Annotated in this window: 16 protein-coding genes and 1 pseudogene; 6 read left to right on the top strand and 11 right to left on the bottom strand. The window is 66.5% G+C overall.

Going from position 1 to position 16269, the window contains the following annotated elements:
• Positions 1-33 precede the first annotated feature (33 nt).
• Together ACSUZC_RS15330 and ACSUZC_RS15335 are read right to left on the bottom strand one after the other, a co-directional pair.
• Positions 34-183, bottom strand: a pseudogene (locus tag ACSUZC_RS15330) (metal-sensing transcriptional repressor); the annotation flags it as partial.
• A 123-nt stretch (positions 184-306) separates the two neighbouring features.
• Positions 307-882, bottom strand: a complete 576-nt coding sequence (locus ACSUZC_RS15335; RefSeq protein ID WP_439029373.1) for a DUF1992 domain-containing protein — start codon at positions 880-882, stop codon at positions 307-309.
• Positions 883-950: 68 nt separating this feature from the next.
• Between ACSUZC_RS15335 and ACSUZC_RS15340 the strand changes: the two genes are divergently transcribed.
• Positions 951-1553: a TetR/AcrR family transcriptional regulator gene (locus ACSUZC_RS15340; protein WP_439029374.1), complete on the top strand. Its 603-nt coding sequence runs from the start codon at positions 951-953 to the stop codon at positions 1551-1553.
• 220 nt (positions 1554-1773) lie between these two features.
• Here the strand turns inward: ACSUZC_RS15340 and ACSUZC_RS15345 are convergent, their stop codons facing one another.
• Positions 1774-2460: a DUF3558 family protein gene (locus ACSUZC_RS15345; protein ID WP_439029375.1), complete on the bottom strand. Its 687-nt coding sequence runs from the start codon at positions 2458-2460 to the stop codon at positions 1774-1776.
• 323 nt (positions 2461-2783) lie between these two features.
• On the bottom strand, positions 2784-3176 hold the full coding sequence (locus ACSUZC_RS15350; RefSeq protein ID WP_439029376.1) for a PLD nuclease N-terminal domain-containing protein: 393 nt from the start codon (positions 3174-3176) through the stop codon (positions 2784-2786).
• 542 nt (positions 3177-3718) lie between these two features.
• Here ACSUZC_RS15350 and ACSUZC_RS15355 point away from each other — a divergent pair.
• Positions 3719-4729, top strand: coding sequence for an ABC transporter substrate-binding protein (locus ACSUZC_RS15355; protein ID WP_439029377.1), 1011 nt, complete (start codon positions 3719-3721; stop codon positions 4727-4729).
• On the opposite strand, the gene ACSUZC_RS15360 is transcribed toward ACSUZC_RS15355, so the two are convergent.
• From ACSUZC_RS15360 to ACSUZC_RS15375, 4 genes are all read right to left on the bottom strand, one after another.
• Positions 4710-6059, bottom strand: coding sequence for an MFS transporter (locus ACSUZC_RS15360; RefSeq protein WP_439029378.1), 1350 nt, complete (start codon positions 6057-6059; stop codon positions 4710-4712). The two genes, ACSUZC_RS15355 and ACSUZC_RS15360, sit on opposite strands and share 20 nt — an antisense overlap.
• A gap of 648 nt (positions 6060-6707) precedes the next feature.
• On the bottom strand, positions 6708-7496 hold the full coding sequence (locus ACSUZC_RS15365; RefSeq protein WP_439029379.1) for an HNH endonuclease family protein: 789 nt from the start codon (positions 7494-7496) through the stop codon (positions 6708-6710).
• A gap of 62 nt (positions 7497-7558) precedes the next feature.
• Positions 7559-9802 (bottom strand): ATP-dependent DNA helicase RecG, encoded by a 2244-nt coding sequence (gene recG, locus ACSUZC_RS15370; protein WP_439029380.1) that lies wholly within the window; start codon positions 9800-9802, stop codon positions 7559-7561.
• Positions 9799-11448 carry a DAK2 domain-containing protein gene (locus tag ACSUZC_RS15375; protein WP_439029381.1) on the bottom strand — a complete coding sequence of 550 codons (1650 nt, stop codon included), beginning with the start codon at positions 11446-11448 and terminating at the stop codon, positions 9799-9801. The genes recG and ACSUZC_RS15375 overlap by 4 nt, the downstream gene beginning before the upstream one ends.
• A gap of 281 nt (positions 11449-11729) precedes the next feature.
• Here ACSUZC_RS15375 and rpmB point away from each other — a divergent pair, with 281 nt between their 5' ends.
• Together rpmB and ACSUZC_RS15385 are read left to right on the top strand one after the other, a co-directional pair.
• The gene (rpmB, locus tag ACSUZC_RS15380) at positions 11730-11921 is read left to right on the top strand and encodes a 50S ribosomal protein L28 (RefSeq protein ID WP_004023092.1); all 192 of its coding nucleotides are present in this window, start codon (positions 11730-11732) and stop codon (positions 11919-11921) included.
• A 109-nt stretch (positions 11922-12030) separates the two neighbouring features.
• The gene (locus tag ACSUZC_RS15385) at positions 12031-12861 is read left to right on the top strand and encodes an enoyl-CoA hydratase/isomerase family protein (protein ID WP_439029382.1); all 831 of its coding nucleotides are present in this window, start codon (positions 12031-12033) and stop codon (positions 12859-12861) included.
• Between the two features lie 45 nt (positions 12862-12906).
• Here ACSUZC_RS15385 and ACSUZC_RS15390 read toward each other — a convergent pair whose 3' ends face one another.
• From ACSUZC_RS15390 to ACSUZC_RS15400, 3 genes are read right to left on the bottom strand one after another with little or no spacing between them, the layout of a single operon-like run.
• Positions 12907-13590 (bottom strand): uracil-DNA glycosylase, encoded by a 684-nt coding sequence (locus ACSUZC_RS15390; RefSeq protein ID WP_439029383.1) that lies wholly within the window; start codon positions 13588-13590, stop codon positions 12907-12909.
• A gap of 42 nt (positions 13591-13632) precedes the next feature.
• Positions 13633-14154, bottom strand: coding sequence for a gamma carbonic anhydrase family protein (locus tag ACSUZC_RS15395; RefSeq protein WP_439029384.1), 522 nt, complete (start codon positions 14152-14154; stop codon positions 13633-13635).
• A 9-nt stretch (positions 14155-14163) separates the two neighbouring features.
• A complete protein-coding gene (locus ACSUZC_RS15400) occupies positions 14164-15204 on the bottom strand; it encodes a thiamine-phosphate kinase (RefSeq protein WP_439029385.1) in 1041 nt (346 codons plus the stop codon).
• A gap of 101 nt (positions 15205-15305) precedes the next feature.
• Here ACSUZC_RS15400 and ACSUZC_RS15405 point away from each other — a divergent pair, with 101 nt between their 5' ends.
• Complete coding sequence (locus ACSUZC_RS15405) at positions 15306-15551, top strand: Lrp/AsnC ligand binding domain-containing protein (RefSeq protein ID WP_439029386.1); 246 nt, start codon at positions 15306-15308, stop codon at positions 15549-15551.
• 75 nt (positions 15552-15626) lie between these two features.
• Complete coding sequence (locus tag ACSUZC_RS15410; protein ID WP_439029387.1) at positions 15627-16244, top strand: DUF3515 domain-containing protein; 618 nt, start codon at positions 15627-15629, stop codon at positions 16242-16244.
• Positions 16245-16269 lie beyond the last annotated feature (25 nt).

Genomic DNA, 16269 nt, shown 5'->3' on the forward strand with positions numbered 1-16269 from the left:
CCGCGGCCGGAACGTCCCGACAGCGGAACTCCGTCACGCCAGCGCCAGGAACAGCTTCTCCAGCTCCGCCTCCGTCAGCGGCGGCTGCTCACCGTCAACGGAGGAGAGGCACTGCCGCATTCCCGAGGCGACGATCTTGAACCCGGCCCGATCGAGTGCGCGCGACACCGCTGCGAGCTGGGTCTGACCCCACGGGCTGCCGTTTTTCTCGGGTTGCTGAATCCAGAGACTCGCGAGCGGGGACTACGGCGGGTGAGCCGGTCGCTGAATTGGTCGCGCTTCGCAAGGAGGTAGTGGTGCCGGTGGTCACGTGTCGGTGTCGTGACGCGACCGTCGACGGGCTCGCGTACCGAGGAGCGGTCGCCGAGATCGCTTCCGCGCCTCTGCATCCTCACGCTCCTCCGCGATCATCTCCTGACGCATCTTTGTGCGAGCTTCCTCTGCTCGGACCGCTTTGCGATCAGCCCACGCGACAACTGTGGTTTCGGTGTCACGCGGCATGGTGATCAGAGGTGGCCCCACCGGCAGTTGGTAGCGAGCATGGATGACCCGTTCGTTGAACTGGGCGATCTCGTGTCGGACAGCTGCCTCGTTAGGTAACTGATCGAGTAGCCCGTCAAGAGCGGCGTCATCCTTGCGTAACTGGATGGAGGGCGGCAGGAACGCGAGCTTCTCACGCTTCATGAAGCTCTTGAGCCACCAATCCGGGTCATGGGCATCAGACAGATCGATCGGCTTACCGCTACCGGGAAGGTCGTCGAACTCGCCCCGCTCGATCGCCTTCCGAACATGCATATCCGCGAGCAGTGCAATCGCCACCTCACTGTCAAACGCGAACGCGGAAGGGTTGCAGAACGTGAGAGGCGGCTCGCGCACAGTCATCGTGATCCCTTCATCGAAAGATATGGGTCACCTGTATTATGTCATGTGTATTGCAATGAGGAGGTTGGGTGCCGAAGCAGGTTGATCACCACGAGCGACGCGAGTCGATCGCTGATGCCCTGTGGCGCGTCGTTGACCAACACGGTTGGTCGCGAGCGACCATGCGTGAAGTCGCCCGAGAGGCGGGAGTCTCACTGGGCCAGCTGCAGCACTACTTCTCCTCACGCGCGGAGATGTTGGCCTTCGCGATGGCGTTCGCCTCAGAACAGACATCTCGCCGAGTCACAGAAGGTCTGGAGTCACTCGACCAACCCCCGCACCCTCGAGACGTGCTGCGAGTAGTCCTCACCGAGATGCTCCCCCTCCGACCCGACTCCCGTGCCACCAGTCGCATGAACGCGGCCTACGTGCTCGAAGCCATGCACGACCCAGCGCTGCGTCAACAGGTTGGGCTCGGATTGCAGAACGGACGTGCAATGGTCGAACAACTTATCCGGGAGGCGATGAGTCATGGGCTCATCGGTCCAGACTGCGATCCGACCATCGAAACCGACCTGGTACTTGCGTTGACGGGTCTCGCCCCCCTGCTCGATCTCAACGTCATCGAACCGCCAGCGGCTCTCGCAGCCATCGATCAGCATCTCGATCGTCTCTTCGGAGGTGCGTCATGACAGGCGCAGGTGTTCGCTTACCCTCCTGGTTCACGACGAACCCCCGCGTGGACGATCGGGTGATCGGCGCGGCCGCCTTCAGCGGGACGTGCGGGCGGTGTCTGGGGCGGCCCCTCGTCATCCGGTGAGGAAGGCGATGACGACGCACACGCTGACCGGCACCACACGCACCGCCAGCAGGACCGCTCCCGCTCGCCCGCGGACCGCGTTGCCCCGCCGGTCACCGCACACGCTCGGCGATCACAGTCGCGATCGCCAGGGCCTCATAGCAGTCATGTGTCCCCGGCCTGCCGCGGTCAGCAGCGTGCTCGAACTGGATCGCTCCACCAGAAGGCACCCCCACCCACACCCGGCAGGTCAACCGCCCGCTCTGGCTGCGATCGGTCAGCACGAACGCCGACCGCCCCGCAACCCGCACCGGCCGGAAGTTGTCCTCACTGCGGTAGACCTCGGCCAGGGCCCGGAAACTGTGACGAACGTCGGGCACGAAGAACATGACCGCCCCCGGCCCCCTGCCAGGCAGGGCGTGCCACCGGCAATAGGAGTGCCCCTCCGGGACCCCACCAGGGTGAGCGAACCCGAACCGTGCCAGATCGCCCGGCGTGAGCACCACGCACTGGTGATGCACCAACTCGGGCAACGACCAGGGCGCCGGGCCCGGCGACCGTTCCGGACCCACGACTGTCGGAGGTGGCGTCGGTATCGCCTCACCCTCGGTAGTACATGCCGCTGACACCGTGGCGAGCAAGAGGAGTGCAGCCACCCACAGTGCGCGTCGAGTCCCCTGCAAGGCACTTCGAGACATCCGACCGGATAGATCCAACGAGAGTCCCCCTACGGTGCGCTCGCGACAGAACCGACATTGCGGTGGCGCCCATACGCACCGGCCGACGTGTAGCGGACCCATACCCTCTCCCAACGGGCCACCCTTGCCTGTCTACAACCTCGAAGGCACGGAGTCTTTCCGGTGGTCATTCAACCGGTTGAGGCGGCATCCCCAGGAGCAGTTGTCACATATACGACGCGGGGTCCTCGCGGCGAACGACACACCATTTGATACGCCAGCCGTTCAACACCCCTGCGCCGACGGTTGCTACTTGACGCCGGAGAACACGTATTGCAGCACCACTAATGCCAGCTCGTTGTTTTGAATGAACTGCCACAGAACGTTATCCACCATTTTTCTTCCGTTCATGGAGTGAAGGGGTTTGGTGTCGGCGGCTTCCTATTCTACGTCGTCGCCGGCGGGGCGTTATCGTCTGGGCGGTCAACCTCGTCGGCAGAGCGTTGCTGCTCGCGGGCGGTTCGACGTTGCTGTTCGGCTCGATCTCGCAACTGCTGGAGGAACTCTCGATCCGCCTGAGGGTCCTGCGGGACGTAGCGGCCGGGATGGTCGTATTCCGGGAACTCGCTCGCCGCGGCTGAGTGCTGGCGGCGCGGTCGTTCATCGGCCGTCGGGCGTCCGACCGCCAGCCACACCAGCGCACCGATCAACGGGAGCATCACCACCAGTACCACCCAGGCGAATTTGGGCAGTCCTCGCACTGCGGCGTCGTCGGTGGTGATGATGTCGATCAGCGCGATCACCAGAACCGCCAGGTAGATCAACCCGAGATACGGCATGTTCGACCCCTCTGTCGCGCGACGTACACCAACTTGCTGCACCCACAGCAGGTGTCCGTTCAAACTCTTGGTTCGATCAACATAGACCCCGGGACCCAACCACCCGGGTGAGTGGCAGCTCCCGCGATGACCGAGGTGGCTGGTCGCGTCATACCAGGACGGCCAGGTGCCAACGCGGCGAACCTCACTCCGGACCGGTCAGTCGACACTGTGAGGACCTGGGGCGCCGAGCAATGTTCGGCGAGCAGGTCGTTGAACCCCACCTGCTGGCGCGAGGAGGTGAGCCAGCCGACTGGGTTGGACAAGCGCTTCGGCGGGCGGCGGGCCGGTAGGTGTCGTCGCTGCCGCCGAGCGCGACGACCTCCGCTGACCCGGTGGTTCGGATGACGGGACGGCGGGGGTATGTCGGCGTGGGAAATGCGGACTTCGACCGCCCTCGACCTCTTCCGGTGAAAAGTGATCGACGACTTGTGAGTGCGATTGGCGGTTGGGGTTAGGATCACCTCACTTGGTGATCCTGATCGGGAAGAGGGTGCTGGCTCGTGGTCGTGTTGAATCGCAGGCGGATGTTGACGTTGAGTTTGACGGCCGCGGCGGGGGTGTTGGCCGGGTGCGGTTCCGCCGCACGTGATCCGGGCGTTGATGGGTCTGCTGCTGTGTCTCCCGAGCCTGCTGCGTTTCCGGTGACGATCGATCATGTGTTTGGGTCGACGACTATCGATGGGGCCCCGTCGCGGATCGCGGTCATCGGTATCGGCGATGCCGATGTGTTGTTGGCGTTGGGGGTGATGCCGGTGATGGTGCCGGTGTGGAAGGGCTCGACTGACGACGGTATCGGTGAGTGGGCCGAATCCAGGGTGGCCGGCCATGACCCCTCGGCGTTGCTGAATGCGACGGCCGATTTCAGTGTTGCGGCGGTGGCCGCGGCCCAGCCGGACTTGATTCTTGCAGTGAATAACGCGATCGACGAGCCCACCTATCGGCTTCTGTCTTCGATCGCGCCCACGGTGTTACACGCCCCCGAGCACACCGACTGGGTACTGCCGTGGCAGGAGGTGACCACCCGGATCGGTTCCGCCGTGGGACTGCCCGGTGCGGCGCAGGAGCTGGTGTCTGGCACCGAGGAGTTGGTTGCCAGCCGGCAACGGGAGAACCCCCAGTTCGTCGGCAAGACCGCGGCGATGGTGGTGCGGTGGGGAGACGGAAACCTGCGGGTCTACAGCCCCGAGGCTGCGCGTACCCAGTTGCTGACCGGTTTGGGTTTCGCGCCGCCACCTACTCTTGCGTCGGAGTTCAACGGCCAGTTGTTCGTAGAGGTCTCACTGGAGAACATTCCGATGATCGACAGCGACGTCATTGTGTTCGACAACTGGCAAAACTCGCGTGCGGCAATGGAGTCTTTGAACCTGTTCTCCCAGCTGCCTGCGGTGCGTTCTGGGTCGCTGATCGGGTTGGACCCCATTGTTAGTGATGCGGTGTCGATGCCGAATCCGTTGACGGTACCTTTCGTGCTCGACGAACTCGTCGCGCAACTCAGGGCGATATCTCTCTGACGTTCGCTGGCCGCGTTAGTCGTGTGCGTACTGTCTGCAGCCGGTACCACCAGCCCAGGCCGGCGACGGCAAGCATGATGACGACGGTCACGGGTAACCACACCGCGAATGTCGACAGGTTGTGGGTCCCGGCGAGGTCGTAGAGGGCACCTACTCCCGCTGACGCGGCCAGGCAACCGAGCCCGGCGATGCTGTTGAGCAGCCCGAAGTGTGCGCCGAGATGTCGTTCAGCAGCCAGTCTCGCCGCCGTGTCTCGCATCGGGGGCACCATGAGCATCTGTCCCAGGTGCAGCAGCGCGATCCACGCCGCGAGTGCGGCATAGCCGAGGGCAACGTTCGCATCAACCATGGCGGTGAGTGCTGGGGTCAAGAACGACATCCCTATCATTGCCATCCCGACGATTACCGCGCGGCGATGGCCGATCCGATGAGTCACCGCAACCATCGGGCGCTGGCCGACAATCACGAGTATCGCCGCGCCGGCGTAGAACCAACCCAGACCTGATTCGTCTCCGGTCAGAGAGCGCAGCTCTACAGGCAGCATGAGGTATATCAAGCTGAATGCCGCCAGCTGGGTTCCGCACAGCGTGGCGTAGACGATGAACACTCTGTCTGACAACACCGTTCGCCACACCGCGGTCAACGGTGCAGAGTCCTTGCTGTCAGCTGTGGTGCTCACGGTCGCGGGGAACCATTGCCAGAACGCAAGCCACAGCAACGCGAACAACGCGGCCGCGCAGGACGTCGTCCACGCAAAAGGCACGCCCAACAGCAATGTGCCGATTACCGGTCCGATCACGGTGCCGGTACGGCTACACATCTGTTCGAGTCCGAACAACTCGGTCCGCCGCATAACGCCGTCGCGTTCAAGCCGGGCGCCCACCGCGGCGTTGGCGGCTTCGACAGCGGGGGCGAATAGTGCCGCAGCCACACCGATCAGTACCACCCCGATGATCACCCCGGGAAGCGTTGTCACGACGCCGACCACCACAAATCCGACTATCCTCAGCGCGATTCCCGCCAAGATGATCACTCGCGGGCCGAACCGGTCGGCCACGCTGCCGCCGACAAAGAACAAACCCTGTTGCGACGCCATACGTAAGCCGAGAACCAGCCCCACCACTGCCGCCGAGAAACCCAAGTCACTGGTCAGACGCACAGCGAGGAACGGAACCACCAGGTAGAAACCAACATTGAACAGCGTCATCGACACCAGCATCAACCGCACCGGGCCGGGCAACACACGCCACCGCAACCAGCCGTGCGCTACAGCCTCACCGCCAGAAGCTAACGTGTCGTGATCCCGATCAATCACGTTCGATGAATCCAACGGCCGACCCCGACCAGGAACTCCGACGATCCGTCGTGCATTTCGGCAACCGCACCGCACCCGCGAGTCGCCAGTCGCATCAACGGATAACCTCCATTTTCAGTCCCCCACCGCCTCGACCCACGAGCCACACAGAGAAACCTATCAATGACATCGAGCGGGCACACAGACGCCAACCCTAGGAACTCGAGCAACGTAGCCAACGAGACGTGTTGTCGTAGGACGAGTAGACCGCCGCAGGTCACGGATCACAGGTGTCTTCGGTGTGGCGCTCTTTGCGAAAAGCCCCTGAATCGTCCACAATCCGCAGGGCGCCAAGAACGGTTCCAGTGGAGTCCACTCTCGAACCGGTAGTCGCCTCCGGTCACCAGCCGCTCGGCGAGATCGTCTGCCGCCGAGCGCGACGACATCCCATGACCCTGTGGGTGGTTCGGATGAGAGGGCGGCGGGGTGCATCGGCTGCTGCGCGCGACGGGGGGGTTTCGGGCTCGGCGAGTTCGGGCTCGGCGGCGGTGAGTGGGGCGCGGATCTGCCCGCCGTCGATCTGTTGCCATGCCGGGATCACCGACGGCGCCAGAATGCGAGGCGGTACGGGCCGCGATCGACGCCCTGTCGTAGCAGTCCGGCGCGCAGCTCCCGCCCGCCACGCTATTGCCCGCATCGCAGCGCTTCCGATAAGACGTGTCGTGACGGTGCGTCGATCGGCAACCCGTATGTCGCGGTGACGGTGACGAACTGGGTCGCATACTGGCACCAGAACTCTCGCGCGGGCGGCATCCAGCGTGCCGGCTCCGAATCGCTCTTGTCCTGATTCGAATGCCCGTCGACAGCAACGAGATTGGCCGAGTCGTTCGCAAAATCGAGTCGTCGCGCAGGCGGCCACGACCATGCACCCATGTCCCAGGCGTACGACAACGGAACGATGTGATCGATCTGCACCGCGGTCGCACTTCGGTCGCGCCGGAAGGCGACGAAGTCGCCGGTGTACGGACTCTGCAGTTCGCCGGCGAGCACCGCCCGCGGACAACTCGACACCGGGCCGGTTCTGACGTCGCGCAGATCGCGGGCGAGAACGTCATTGCGCGTGTCACACCCGTTTCGGCCACCCGCGACGGTGACCGCATCGGACCATGCACTCCCGAAAGCGGACCGGTCGTAATCCTCTCGGTCGGTGCGGCTCGCAGAGATCGGCACCGATGCCAGAGACGCCAAAGCCTGACTCGCCATCGCCCGTATTCGCGGGTCGATGTCGGGATCGGCTCGAAAGCCGCCCACCCCGAACGCCACCGCCACCGCAGTGACGACTGCTGCGACGAGCACCGCCCACCGACGCGGGGGCCAGGACACATGGGTCCGCGGAGTCCACAGCATCCATCGCACCCGCATGCGCAGACGCCACAGTGTGGGCGAGGACAACCGAAGACCACACGACCCCATGCATTCTCAGACGCAGACGACGCGCATCCGGTTCCGGCGACACGCCGCAGCCCGGACCGCGCTCAGGACTTGTCGAGGTAGGCGATCTTGTGCGGCACCAGGATTCCGTCGACGAGATCGGCGAGCGGCCGGTGCTCCAGCAGGGTGATGTCGTCGCTCACCACCGCCTCGGCGAGCTCACGCGCATCCTCGATGACCTCGACATCCTCGAGCAGCGAGAGAAATCGCAAGGACGTGTTGACGCCGGACTGCAGCGAACCGAGCAGGTCCCCTTCACGTCGCTGTTCCAGATCCACTCGTGCGAGCTCGAATCCGTCGTTGGAGCCCGCGACGGCCCGGAGCCGGTCCATCGACGGTGACATGTCCCGGGCGCCCGTCATCAGCAGACACAGCCCAGCGTGCTGACCGCGTCCCACACGGCCGCGCAGCTGATGCAACTGGCTCACGCCGAACCGATCCGCGTCGACGATGACCATCGTGGTCGCATTGGGGACGTCCACACCCACCTCGATCACCGTCGTCGACACCAGGACGTCGATCTCCCCGCGCCCGAATTCGTCCATGATCGCGTTCTTCTCGTCTGCGGGCAGCCGACCGTGCAGCATCGCCACCCGCCGGTGCGCGAACGGGCCACCCACCAGGATCTCGTACTGCTCCAGGACAGATGTGGTCCGCGGCGCCTTCTCGTCGTCGTCGGGCTCGGGCTCGGGACCGTCGCCGATACGCGAGCACACGACATACACCTGACGTCCCGCGTCGATCTCCTCGTTGGCCCGCGACCACACACGATCCACCCACGACTGTTTGCTCGTCGGCACCACGGAGGTCGTGATCGGCTGCCGGCCGCGCGGCAGCTCTCGCAGAACCGACGTCTCGAGATCACCGAAGGCCGTCATGGCGACCGTCCGCGGGATCGGGGTCGCGGTCATGACCAGGAAATGCGGCACCCGTCCGTCGCGGCCTTTGCCCCGCAGAACGTCTCGCTGCTCCACCCCGAACCGGTGCTGTTCGTCGATGACGACCAGACCGAGGTCGAAGAACTCCACCTTGTCCTCGAGAAGCGCGTGGGTTCCGATCACGATGCCGGCCTGACCGGTCACCACATCGAGGAGGGTCTGCCGCCGCCCCTTGGTCTTCATCGAGCCGGTCAGCAACGCGATCCGGGTCGCCCCCTCGGCAGCGGTGAGTTCCCCCGCCTCGGCGAGATCGCCGAGCATCGTCTTCATCGTCCGATAGTGCTGAGCGGCAAGAACTTCTGTCGGCGCCAGGATTGCGCACTGGAACCCGTTGTCGACGACGCGCAGCATCGCCAGCAGCGAGACGAGCGTCTTGCCCGAACCCACCTCACCCTGCAACAACCGCGACATCGGCTGTGCGCGAGCCAGATCTTCGGCGAGCTCCTCCCCCACCTGGAGCTGGCCGTCGGTCAGCGTGAACGGTAGGCGCTCGCGCAGGGCGTCCTCCAGCCGCCCCGGAACACGCGGACACGGCGGCGCCGAGTCACTGCGCCCGGCCAACCGACGCTGTGCGAGCACGGTCTGGATGGCCAGCGCCTCGTCGAACTTCAACCGGTGCGACGCGACTTTCACGTCGTCCTCGGAATCGGGCAGGTGGATCTTGCGGATGGCCTCGTCGGTACTGACGAGGCCGCGCTCGCGCCGTTCGGAGTCGGTGAGCGCATCGGGGATCGGGGCGCTCTCGCTCAGTACCCGCCGCACCGCACCGAGGATGTCCCACGTCTGGATGTTCTTATTGGCCGGGTACATCGGCAGGATGTCACGGTCGAACATCGTGACCAGCGGATGGTCACCGTGCCCGCCGGTCACCTGTTCCTCGATCGCGTACATCTCGGTCAGCATCTTCGACCCGACGACGTCCTCGATCTCGGGGTCACCGTCGGGCAGGATCATCCACTCCGGATGCGACAACTGGATCTGGTCGCGAAAATACTTGACCGCCCCGGCCATCATCACCCTCGTGCCGGGGCGCAGCAGCCCCTTGATCCGGTAGGCGTTGAAGAAGCTGGCCTCGTACACCTCGTTGTCGTCGGAGATCTTGACCTTGAGGAACGAGCCGTTACGGCTCTTCATCCGGATGAGGTCCGACTTCGTGATCCGTCCGACGATGGTCAGCCACTCGCCGGCCTCCGGTCGCTCCTGATCGGCCACGTGACCACGCCGAATGTACCGGCGGGGCGTGTACCGCAAGAGTTCGCCGACGGTGTGCACACCGACGGTGGCCAATTGCTCGGCCGGCTTCTCACCGAGAACGTCGACGAGCGAGTCCGACAGGGTCAGCCCGGTCACTCCACACCCACCTGGACCAGGTCGCCGCGCTGTCCGGTGCGATACACCGCCAGTTCGATGCCGGGATAGCTGCGTCGCATCTGCTCGGCGACCGCCTCCAGGGCCGAGTCATCCACGTCGACACCCGCGAGCACGGTCACCAGTTCGCCGCCGGTGGAGAGCATCAGGTCGACCAGGGCGGTCAACGCCGATGTCTGGTCCGGAGCCACGACGAGGACGTCGTCGCCGATGAGCCCCAGCACGTCACCGACCTCACACATCCCCGCCAGCGTCATCATCTTGGTGCCCGCCGTCTGCAGCGAGCCCCATCGCGCTCCCGCTGCCGCCTCCGCCATCGCGTACGCGTCGACGTCGGGCGTCTCGCCGGGGTCGTGCACGGCGAGGGCTGCCAGGCACTGGGCCATGGACGACGTCGGCAGCATCAGCACCGACCGTCGGGTGGACCGCACCTCGGTCGCGACCGTCACCAGGTCCTGAGAGCTCAGTGCGCCGTTGGCCATGACGACGACGTGCGCGCTGTCGGTCTCCCGGATCGCCTGCCCGAGGTCGGACGCGGACAGGCCGTCGTCGGCTCGCAACACGACGGCCCCGGCCTCGCCGAACAGTTCGGCGGCGCCGTCGCCCGACACCACCGCCACCACCGCGCGCTTGTGACGAGGGGGCGGCTCTGTCGAATCCGGTTGCGCGCGAATGGCATCCAAGGCGAAACAGCTGATCCGGATGTCCGAGAGCCGTCCGAGGCCGGCGCCGGCCTCCACCGCCGCACCCGGCTCGCAGGTGTGGACATGCACCGAGAAACGTTCGCCCTCACCACTGGAACTGTCGCCGACGATGACGACCGCATCCCCGAGGTCGTCGAGCTTCTTGCGCAGCTCGGCGATCTGCTCGCCGGCAGCCCCGTCGAGGAGGTACATCACCTCGAAATCCTGCTCGCTGTCCTCCAGGCAACTCTCGTCCGGCCCGTGACCCAGCGTGGTGCTGTCGGTGAGGATGCCGCGGTATCGGCGACGGCGATGGGCCACGCCGGTGATCACCTGCACCATCGCGTCGACGACCGCCAGGAACCCGCGTCCGCCCGCGTCGACCACCCCGGCGCTGGCGAGCACCGACAGCTGTTCCGGAGTGCGTTCGAGGGCATCCGCGCAGTCGTCGGCGACGGCGCGCACCAGATCGGCGGCCGACTCCGACTCGTGTGCGGCCGCGGACTCGGCCGCCACACGTACGAGGGTGAGCACGGTGCCCTCGCGCGGGTCGCTCACCGCGCGCGTCGCCGCGAGTGAACCGAGCCGCAGACCCAGGGTCGACAGTTCGGCGAAGGTCAGGGCCGGGGTGTCGCCGAGGATCTCGGCGCCGTCGGCGAGCCCCACGAGCACCTGCGAGAGGATGATCCCCGAATTGCCGCGCGCCTGGGCCACGGCGCCGTCGGCCATCGCCCGTGCGACCTCGGGCAACGACGCGTCCGGCGGGGTGGCCTCGGCCGCCTCGGCCGCCGCCCGCATCGTGAACAGCATGTTGCTGCCGGTGTCGGAATCAGGGATCGGGAAGACATTCAGGTCGTTGATCTCACCGCGCAGCGCCTCGAGCTGATCGACCGACGCGCGAGCCCAGTCGCGCAGCAGTTGCGGATTGACGGTGCTGGCGATCACACGGTGGCTCTTTCTCGCTCTGACGTGCCACGCGACGGGCAAGAGGACCGCGGGCTACGGGACCGGCTGGTGAGGATGTGTGCAAGGCTACCCGGGGTGTCCGACCGACCCGCACGAGCGAGCGGACCCCCAGGCGGTACGGCCCGGATTTGGTCACGTCCGTCCGACCTGGTTATCCTTGCAGGGTTGCCTATCGCCTCAGCGTGCACACCTTCCGGTGGTGCCGATCGATCCGACAGGCTGACCACCAGACCATAATCATCTATCAAGGGAGTTCGACGATGGCTGCCGTCTGCGACATTTGCGGCAAGGGCCCGGGCTTCGGCAAGTCGGTGTCTCACTCACACCGGCGCACCAACCGCCGCTGGAACCCGAACATCCAGTCCGTTCGCGTGGAGGTCGCCCCGGGCAACCGCAAGCGTAAGAACGTCTGCACTTCCTGCCTGAAGGCCGGCAAGACCGCAGCTGTCTGACCCCTCCACCCGCGTGCGGGTGAGGTGTTCGGAAAGCAAGAGACCCGATGCCACGAGCGAGAGCTCCCCGGCATCGGGTCTTTGACGTGTGCGAGATAGGGTTTCGCCCATGGCCTCTTCGAATTCCGTTGCATCCACCACTGCCCCCGACACCGCCGAAGCCGCACTCGTGACCGAGACCAACGGCGTGCTCACCATCGCGGTGTCGACCGCGGGCGCGGGCAATTCGCTCGACGACGCAGGGGTCGCCGCCGGCGCTCAGGCGCTGCGCGAGGTGGCTCGAGGCAGCCGGGACGTGGGGGCCGTCCTGCTCACCGGACTGGGCAAGAACTTCTGCGCGGGCGGCAACGTGCGGGCGTTCGCCGGCGCGGACGACCGGCCGACCTACCTCCGCGAGATCGCCGACAACTTCCATCGGCTCGTCAGCGCCCTGTACGAGGCCGACCGCCCGGTCGTCGTGGCCGCGAAGGGATGGGCGGCCGGCGCCGGCATGTCTCTCGTACTCCACGCCGACGTCGCCATCGGCAGCGCGTCGACCAAACTTCGACCCGCCTACCGCGGCATCGGACTCACACCCGACGGCGGATTGACCTGGACGCTGCCCCGCGCCGTCGGCGCCGCCCGCGCGCGGCAGATCATCCTCACCGATCGGATCATCTCTGCCGACGAAGCCCTGCAGTGGGGGTTGTTGTCCGAGATCGTCGCCGATGACGACGTCGATTCGGCCGCGCTCGCCGTCGCGGAGACGATCGCGTCGGGTCCCCGTCATGCCGACGCGGCGACCAAGCACCTGCTGTCGGTCTCGGCGGACAACTCACTCCTCGAGCAGCTGACCCTGGAAGCCCGGTCCATCTCCGAACGGTCCGGACTGCCCGAGGGCATCGAGGGTGTGGACGCATTCGTCGGCAAGCGTGCCGCGGACTTCACCCGCGGGCGATAGCCCTCCGCTACCCGGGGAACGTCGGAACCCGCTCGCGAGCCGATCTCAGGGCAGGCGCCAGTCCACCGGGTCCGCACCGAGGTCCAGCAGTTCCTCGTTGGCGCGGCTGAACGGCCTCGACCCGAAGAAGCCTCTCGACGCCGACAACGGTGACGGATGTGCCGACACGATCGTCGGCACATCCGGCAACCACTTCTCCAAGCTCGCGGCGTCCCGGCCCCACAGGATGGCGACAAGGGGTTCGTCGCGGGCGGCGAGTGCCTTGATCGCACACTCGGTCACCTCTTCCCACCCCTTCCCGCGGTGTGAGGCGGGCTCCCCCGGGGCCACGGTCAGGACCCTGTTCAGCAGGAGGACTCCGTTGTCCGCCCACGGTGTCAGGTCACCCGTGGTCGGCATCGGGTATCCCAGGTCCGAGCAGTACTCCGTGTAGATGTTGGCCAGCGAACGCGGGATCGGCCGCACCTCGGGGGCAACCGAAAAGCTCAGTCCCACCGCGTGCCCGGGGGTGGGATACGGGTCCTGGCCGACGATGAGGACCCGGACGTCGTCCAGCGGGCGGGTGAACGCACGCAAGATGTGTTGTCCGCCGGGGAGATAACGCCTCCCCTGCGCGACCTCGTCCCGTAGGAAGCGGCCCATCTCGGTGATGACCGGCTCCACCGGCGCAAGGGCCTCCGCCCACCCCGGGTCGATCAGTTCGGCAAGTGGTTTCGGCGAGGCCGTCATCGATGCTCCTCCGTCACTGGTTCTTTCCCGTCGCCCTCGACATCAGTCCAGTCGTCTCAGGGCGGTGCGGAAGTGCTGGGCGTTCTGGAAGTACATCTCGCAGTTCAGTTCGGTGTGCCCTTCCGGGACCTCGTAGCCCTCGCGCAGACGGGCCGGGACACCGAGCGCCATCCGACGCGGCGGCACATCGAACTTGAACGGGACCACCGCTCCGGCACCGACGATCGCGCCGTCACCGACGGTCGAACCGTTGAGGACCACCGACCCCGAGGCGATGAGACAGTCGTCGCCGATGGTCGCGCCCTCGACGTGCGCATTGTGACCGACCACGCATCGCTCACCGATGACAGTCGGATCGAAGACCGTGCAATGCACGACCGTCCCGTCCTGGATGTTGGTGCGCGCGCCAACCGTGATGGTCCCGTAGTCCGCGCGCAGGACCGCCCCGGGCCACACCGACACCCCGTCACCGAGGGTGACAGCCCCGATCACCACCGCGTCCGGATGGACGTAGGTGTTCTCGCCCAGGACGGGCTCTCGATCATCGAGTGCGTAAATCGCCATAGGGCGACTCTAGCCACCGGACGGGTCGGCAAAGGACTGCCACCCGTGTAGATCCGGTCCCCCGGGTTCGCCGACCCGCTGTCCGTCGACCCACACCTCCGGCGCGGTCGGCGACGGGTCGCCCACCGTGCCGATGACGGTCCACCCGTCAGGCACCGAAGCCGGGTCGAACGCGGCGAGCAGGTGATGGTCCTCCCCTCCGGCGAGGACCCACTGATCGACGCCGACCCCGAGTGCGCGAGCCAGCCCGGACAGATCGGGCCGCCGGGGTACGTCGTCGGCGCGGACGCTCATCACGACACCCGCCGCACGCGACATGGTGATCAACTCCTCGACCAACCCGTCGGAGATATCGGTCATGGCGTGCGCGCCCGCGGCCGCCGCGACCGGCCCCTGGGTCAGGTCGGGCGCCGGAACACGATGCAAGGCAACGACATCCGGCCAGCCGGAAGGATCGATGCGCGGATCGGACAGTACGGCCAAGCCCGCCGCACCGGCACCCAGGGGGCCGCTCACCGCCAGCACGTCGCCGGCCTGCGCGCCTCCCAGCGACACCGGTCGCCGCCCCTCGAGGGCGCCGACGGCGGTCACGCTCACCACCACCTGGCCGGCGGCGACGAGATCACCGCCCAGTACGCGCGCCCCGAGCGCGTGCGCGGCATCGACCACCCCGTCGTTCAGATCGAGGACCACCCCCACCGGAGTCGACGCGGGACAAGCGATCGAGACGACGAGTCCCGTTGTGCGACCGCCCATCGCGGCCACGTCCGCGGCACTCTGCACGACGGCGCGGGCACCGATCTGTCGCGGCGTCGACCAGTCGAACCGGAAGTGTCGCCCCTCGACGACGGTGTCGGTGCTGATCACCGCCGACCCGCCGATGTCGAGAACCGCTGCGTCGTCGCCGGATCCGATGACGATGTCGCCGGTGGGGTCCCCGGCAGTCGCGGCAGCGGTCAACGCGGCGATCACCGCGCGTTCCCCGATCTCCCCGACCGTGTCCGTACGCACGATCCCGCCCCGCGTACCGCCTGCGTCGTCGGAGGTCACCGGTTCGGCCTGCCTTTCTCTCCGGTCGCGCACGTACGGGGTTGTCGGTGACAATGTGTGCCACAGTGTATTGGGCCGTCGATGTGGCTCAGACGGAGAGGATGTCCGTGGTTCAGGCATACATACTGATCCAGACCGAGGTCGGCAGGGCGGCGCTGGCGGCGGCGACCATCGCCGAGATCTCGGGCGTCGCATCGTCGGAGGAGGTCAGCGGGCCCTACGACGTGATCGTCCGCGTGGATGCCGCCGACGCGAAGCATCTGACCGAGAGCGTGGTCCCGCAGATCCAGAAGGTCGACGGCATCACCCGCACCCTCACCTGCCCGGTCGTCACCACCACGCGATGATCGGGGGCACGATGCGCCCTGGCCGAGATCGGTCCCGATGCACGTCCCCGAGCACACGACTCCTACTGTGGTCCTGTGACGTCAGCAGGTTCGGATGACACTCCGCAGGACTCCGTAGACGACCCGAAGGTCGGCGACCTCCCCGACGACGATGCGGCGGGCGCCACCCGCTACGGGGGCGGCGGCCGGCTCAGTCCGGCCCTGGTCGCGACTCTCGTGGCCATCCCGGTCATGGTTCTCGCCGGTTTCATCGTGTTCGCGGCATTGCGCCCCGACCCGGTGAACCCCATCGAGTCCTACGATTCCGCCGCAGCCGTTCCGGAAGCGTGTACGAGACTCCTCGCCGAGGCGCCCGAGCAGTTCGAGGGATTCGAGGCGAAAGAGATCTCCGGGGACCGCGCGACCTGGCCGGCCGCGGAATCCGGCGACGACATGACGCTGCGCTGCGGGGTGACCCGTCCGGCGGAGCTGTCGCCGACGAGCAACCTGCAGGAGATCCATGCCGAGGGTCAGCAAGGCGTCCAGTGGTTCATCACCGACACCGTCGACGGCTCCGGCCAGGCGTACGTGTGCGTCGACCACCGGCCCTATGTCGCCATGTGGGTGCCGTCGAATGCCGGCAACGGGCCCATCACCGACATCTCCGGGCTGATCGACCGGACACTCGAACGCGGTCCGCTCGACTTCGGCTAGCGGGCGGCGCGCACCCGTGCCGCCG

The sequence above is a fragment of the Gordonia terrae genome, assembly GCF_051789125.1.
Lineage (GTDB): Bacteria > Actinomycetota > Actinomycetes > Mycobacteriales > Mycobacteriaceae > Gordonia > Gordonia terrae_A.

Excerpts from the sequence above, each read along its gene's own strand:
- ACSUZC_RS15350 (WP_439029376.1), bottom strand. The coding sequence starts at position 3,176 with ATGCCGTATCTCGGGTTGATCTACCTGGCGGTTCTGGTGATCGCGCTG.
- ACSUZC_RS15390 (WP_439029383.1), bottom strand. The coding sequence starts at position 13,590 with ATGACGGCCTCGCCGAAACCACTTGCCGAACTGATCGACCCGGGGTGG.
- ACSUZC_RS15395 (WP_439029384.1), bottom strand. The coding sequence starts at position 14,154 with ATGGCGATTTACGCACTCGATGATCGAGAGCCCGTCCTGGGCGAGAAC.
- ACSUZC_RS15345 (WP_439029375.1), bottom strand. The coding sequence starts at position 2,460 with ATGGGTCCGCTACACGTCGGCCGGTGCGTATGGGCGCCACCGCAATGT.
- ACSUZC_RS15405 (WP_439029386.1), top strand. The coding sequence starts at position 15,306 with ATGTCCGTGGTTCAGGCATACATACTGATCCAGACCGAGGTCGGCAGG.
- rpmB (WP_004023092.1), top strand. The coding sequence starts at position 11,730 with ATGGCTGCCGTCTGCGACATTTGCGGCAAGGGCCCGGGCTTCGGCAAG.
- ACSUZC_RS15385 (WP_439029382.1), top strand. The coding sequence starts at position 12,031 with ATGGCCTCTTCGAATTCCGTTGCATCCACCACTGCCCCCGACACCGCC.
- ACSUZC_RS15365 (WP_439029379.1), bottom strand. The coding sequence starts at position 7,496 with ATGGGGTCGTGTGGTCTTCGGTTGTCCTCGCCCACACTGTGGCGTCTG.
- ACSUZC_RS15335 (WP_439029373.1), bottom strand. The coding sequence starts at position 882 with ATGACTGTGCGCGAGCCGCCTCTCACGTTCTGCAACCCTTCCGCGTTC.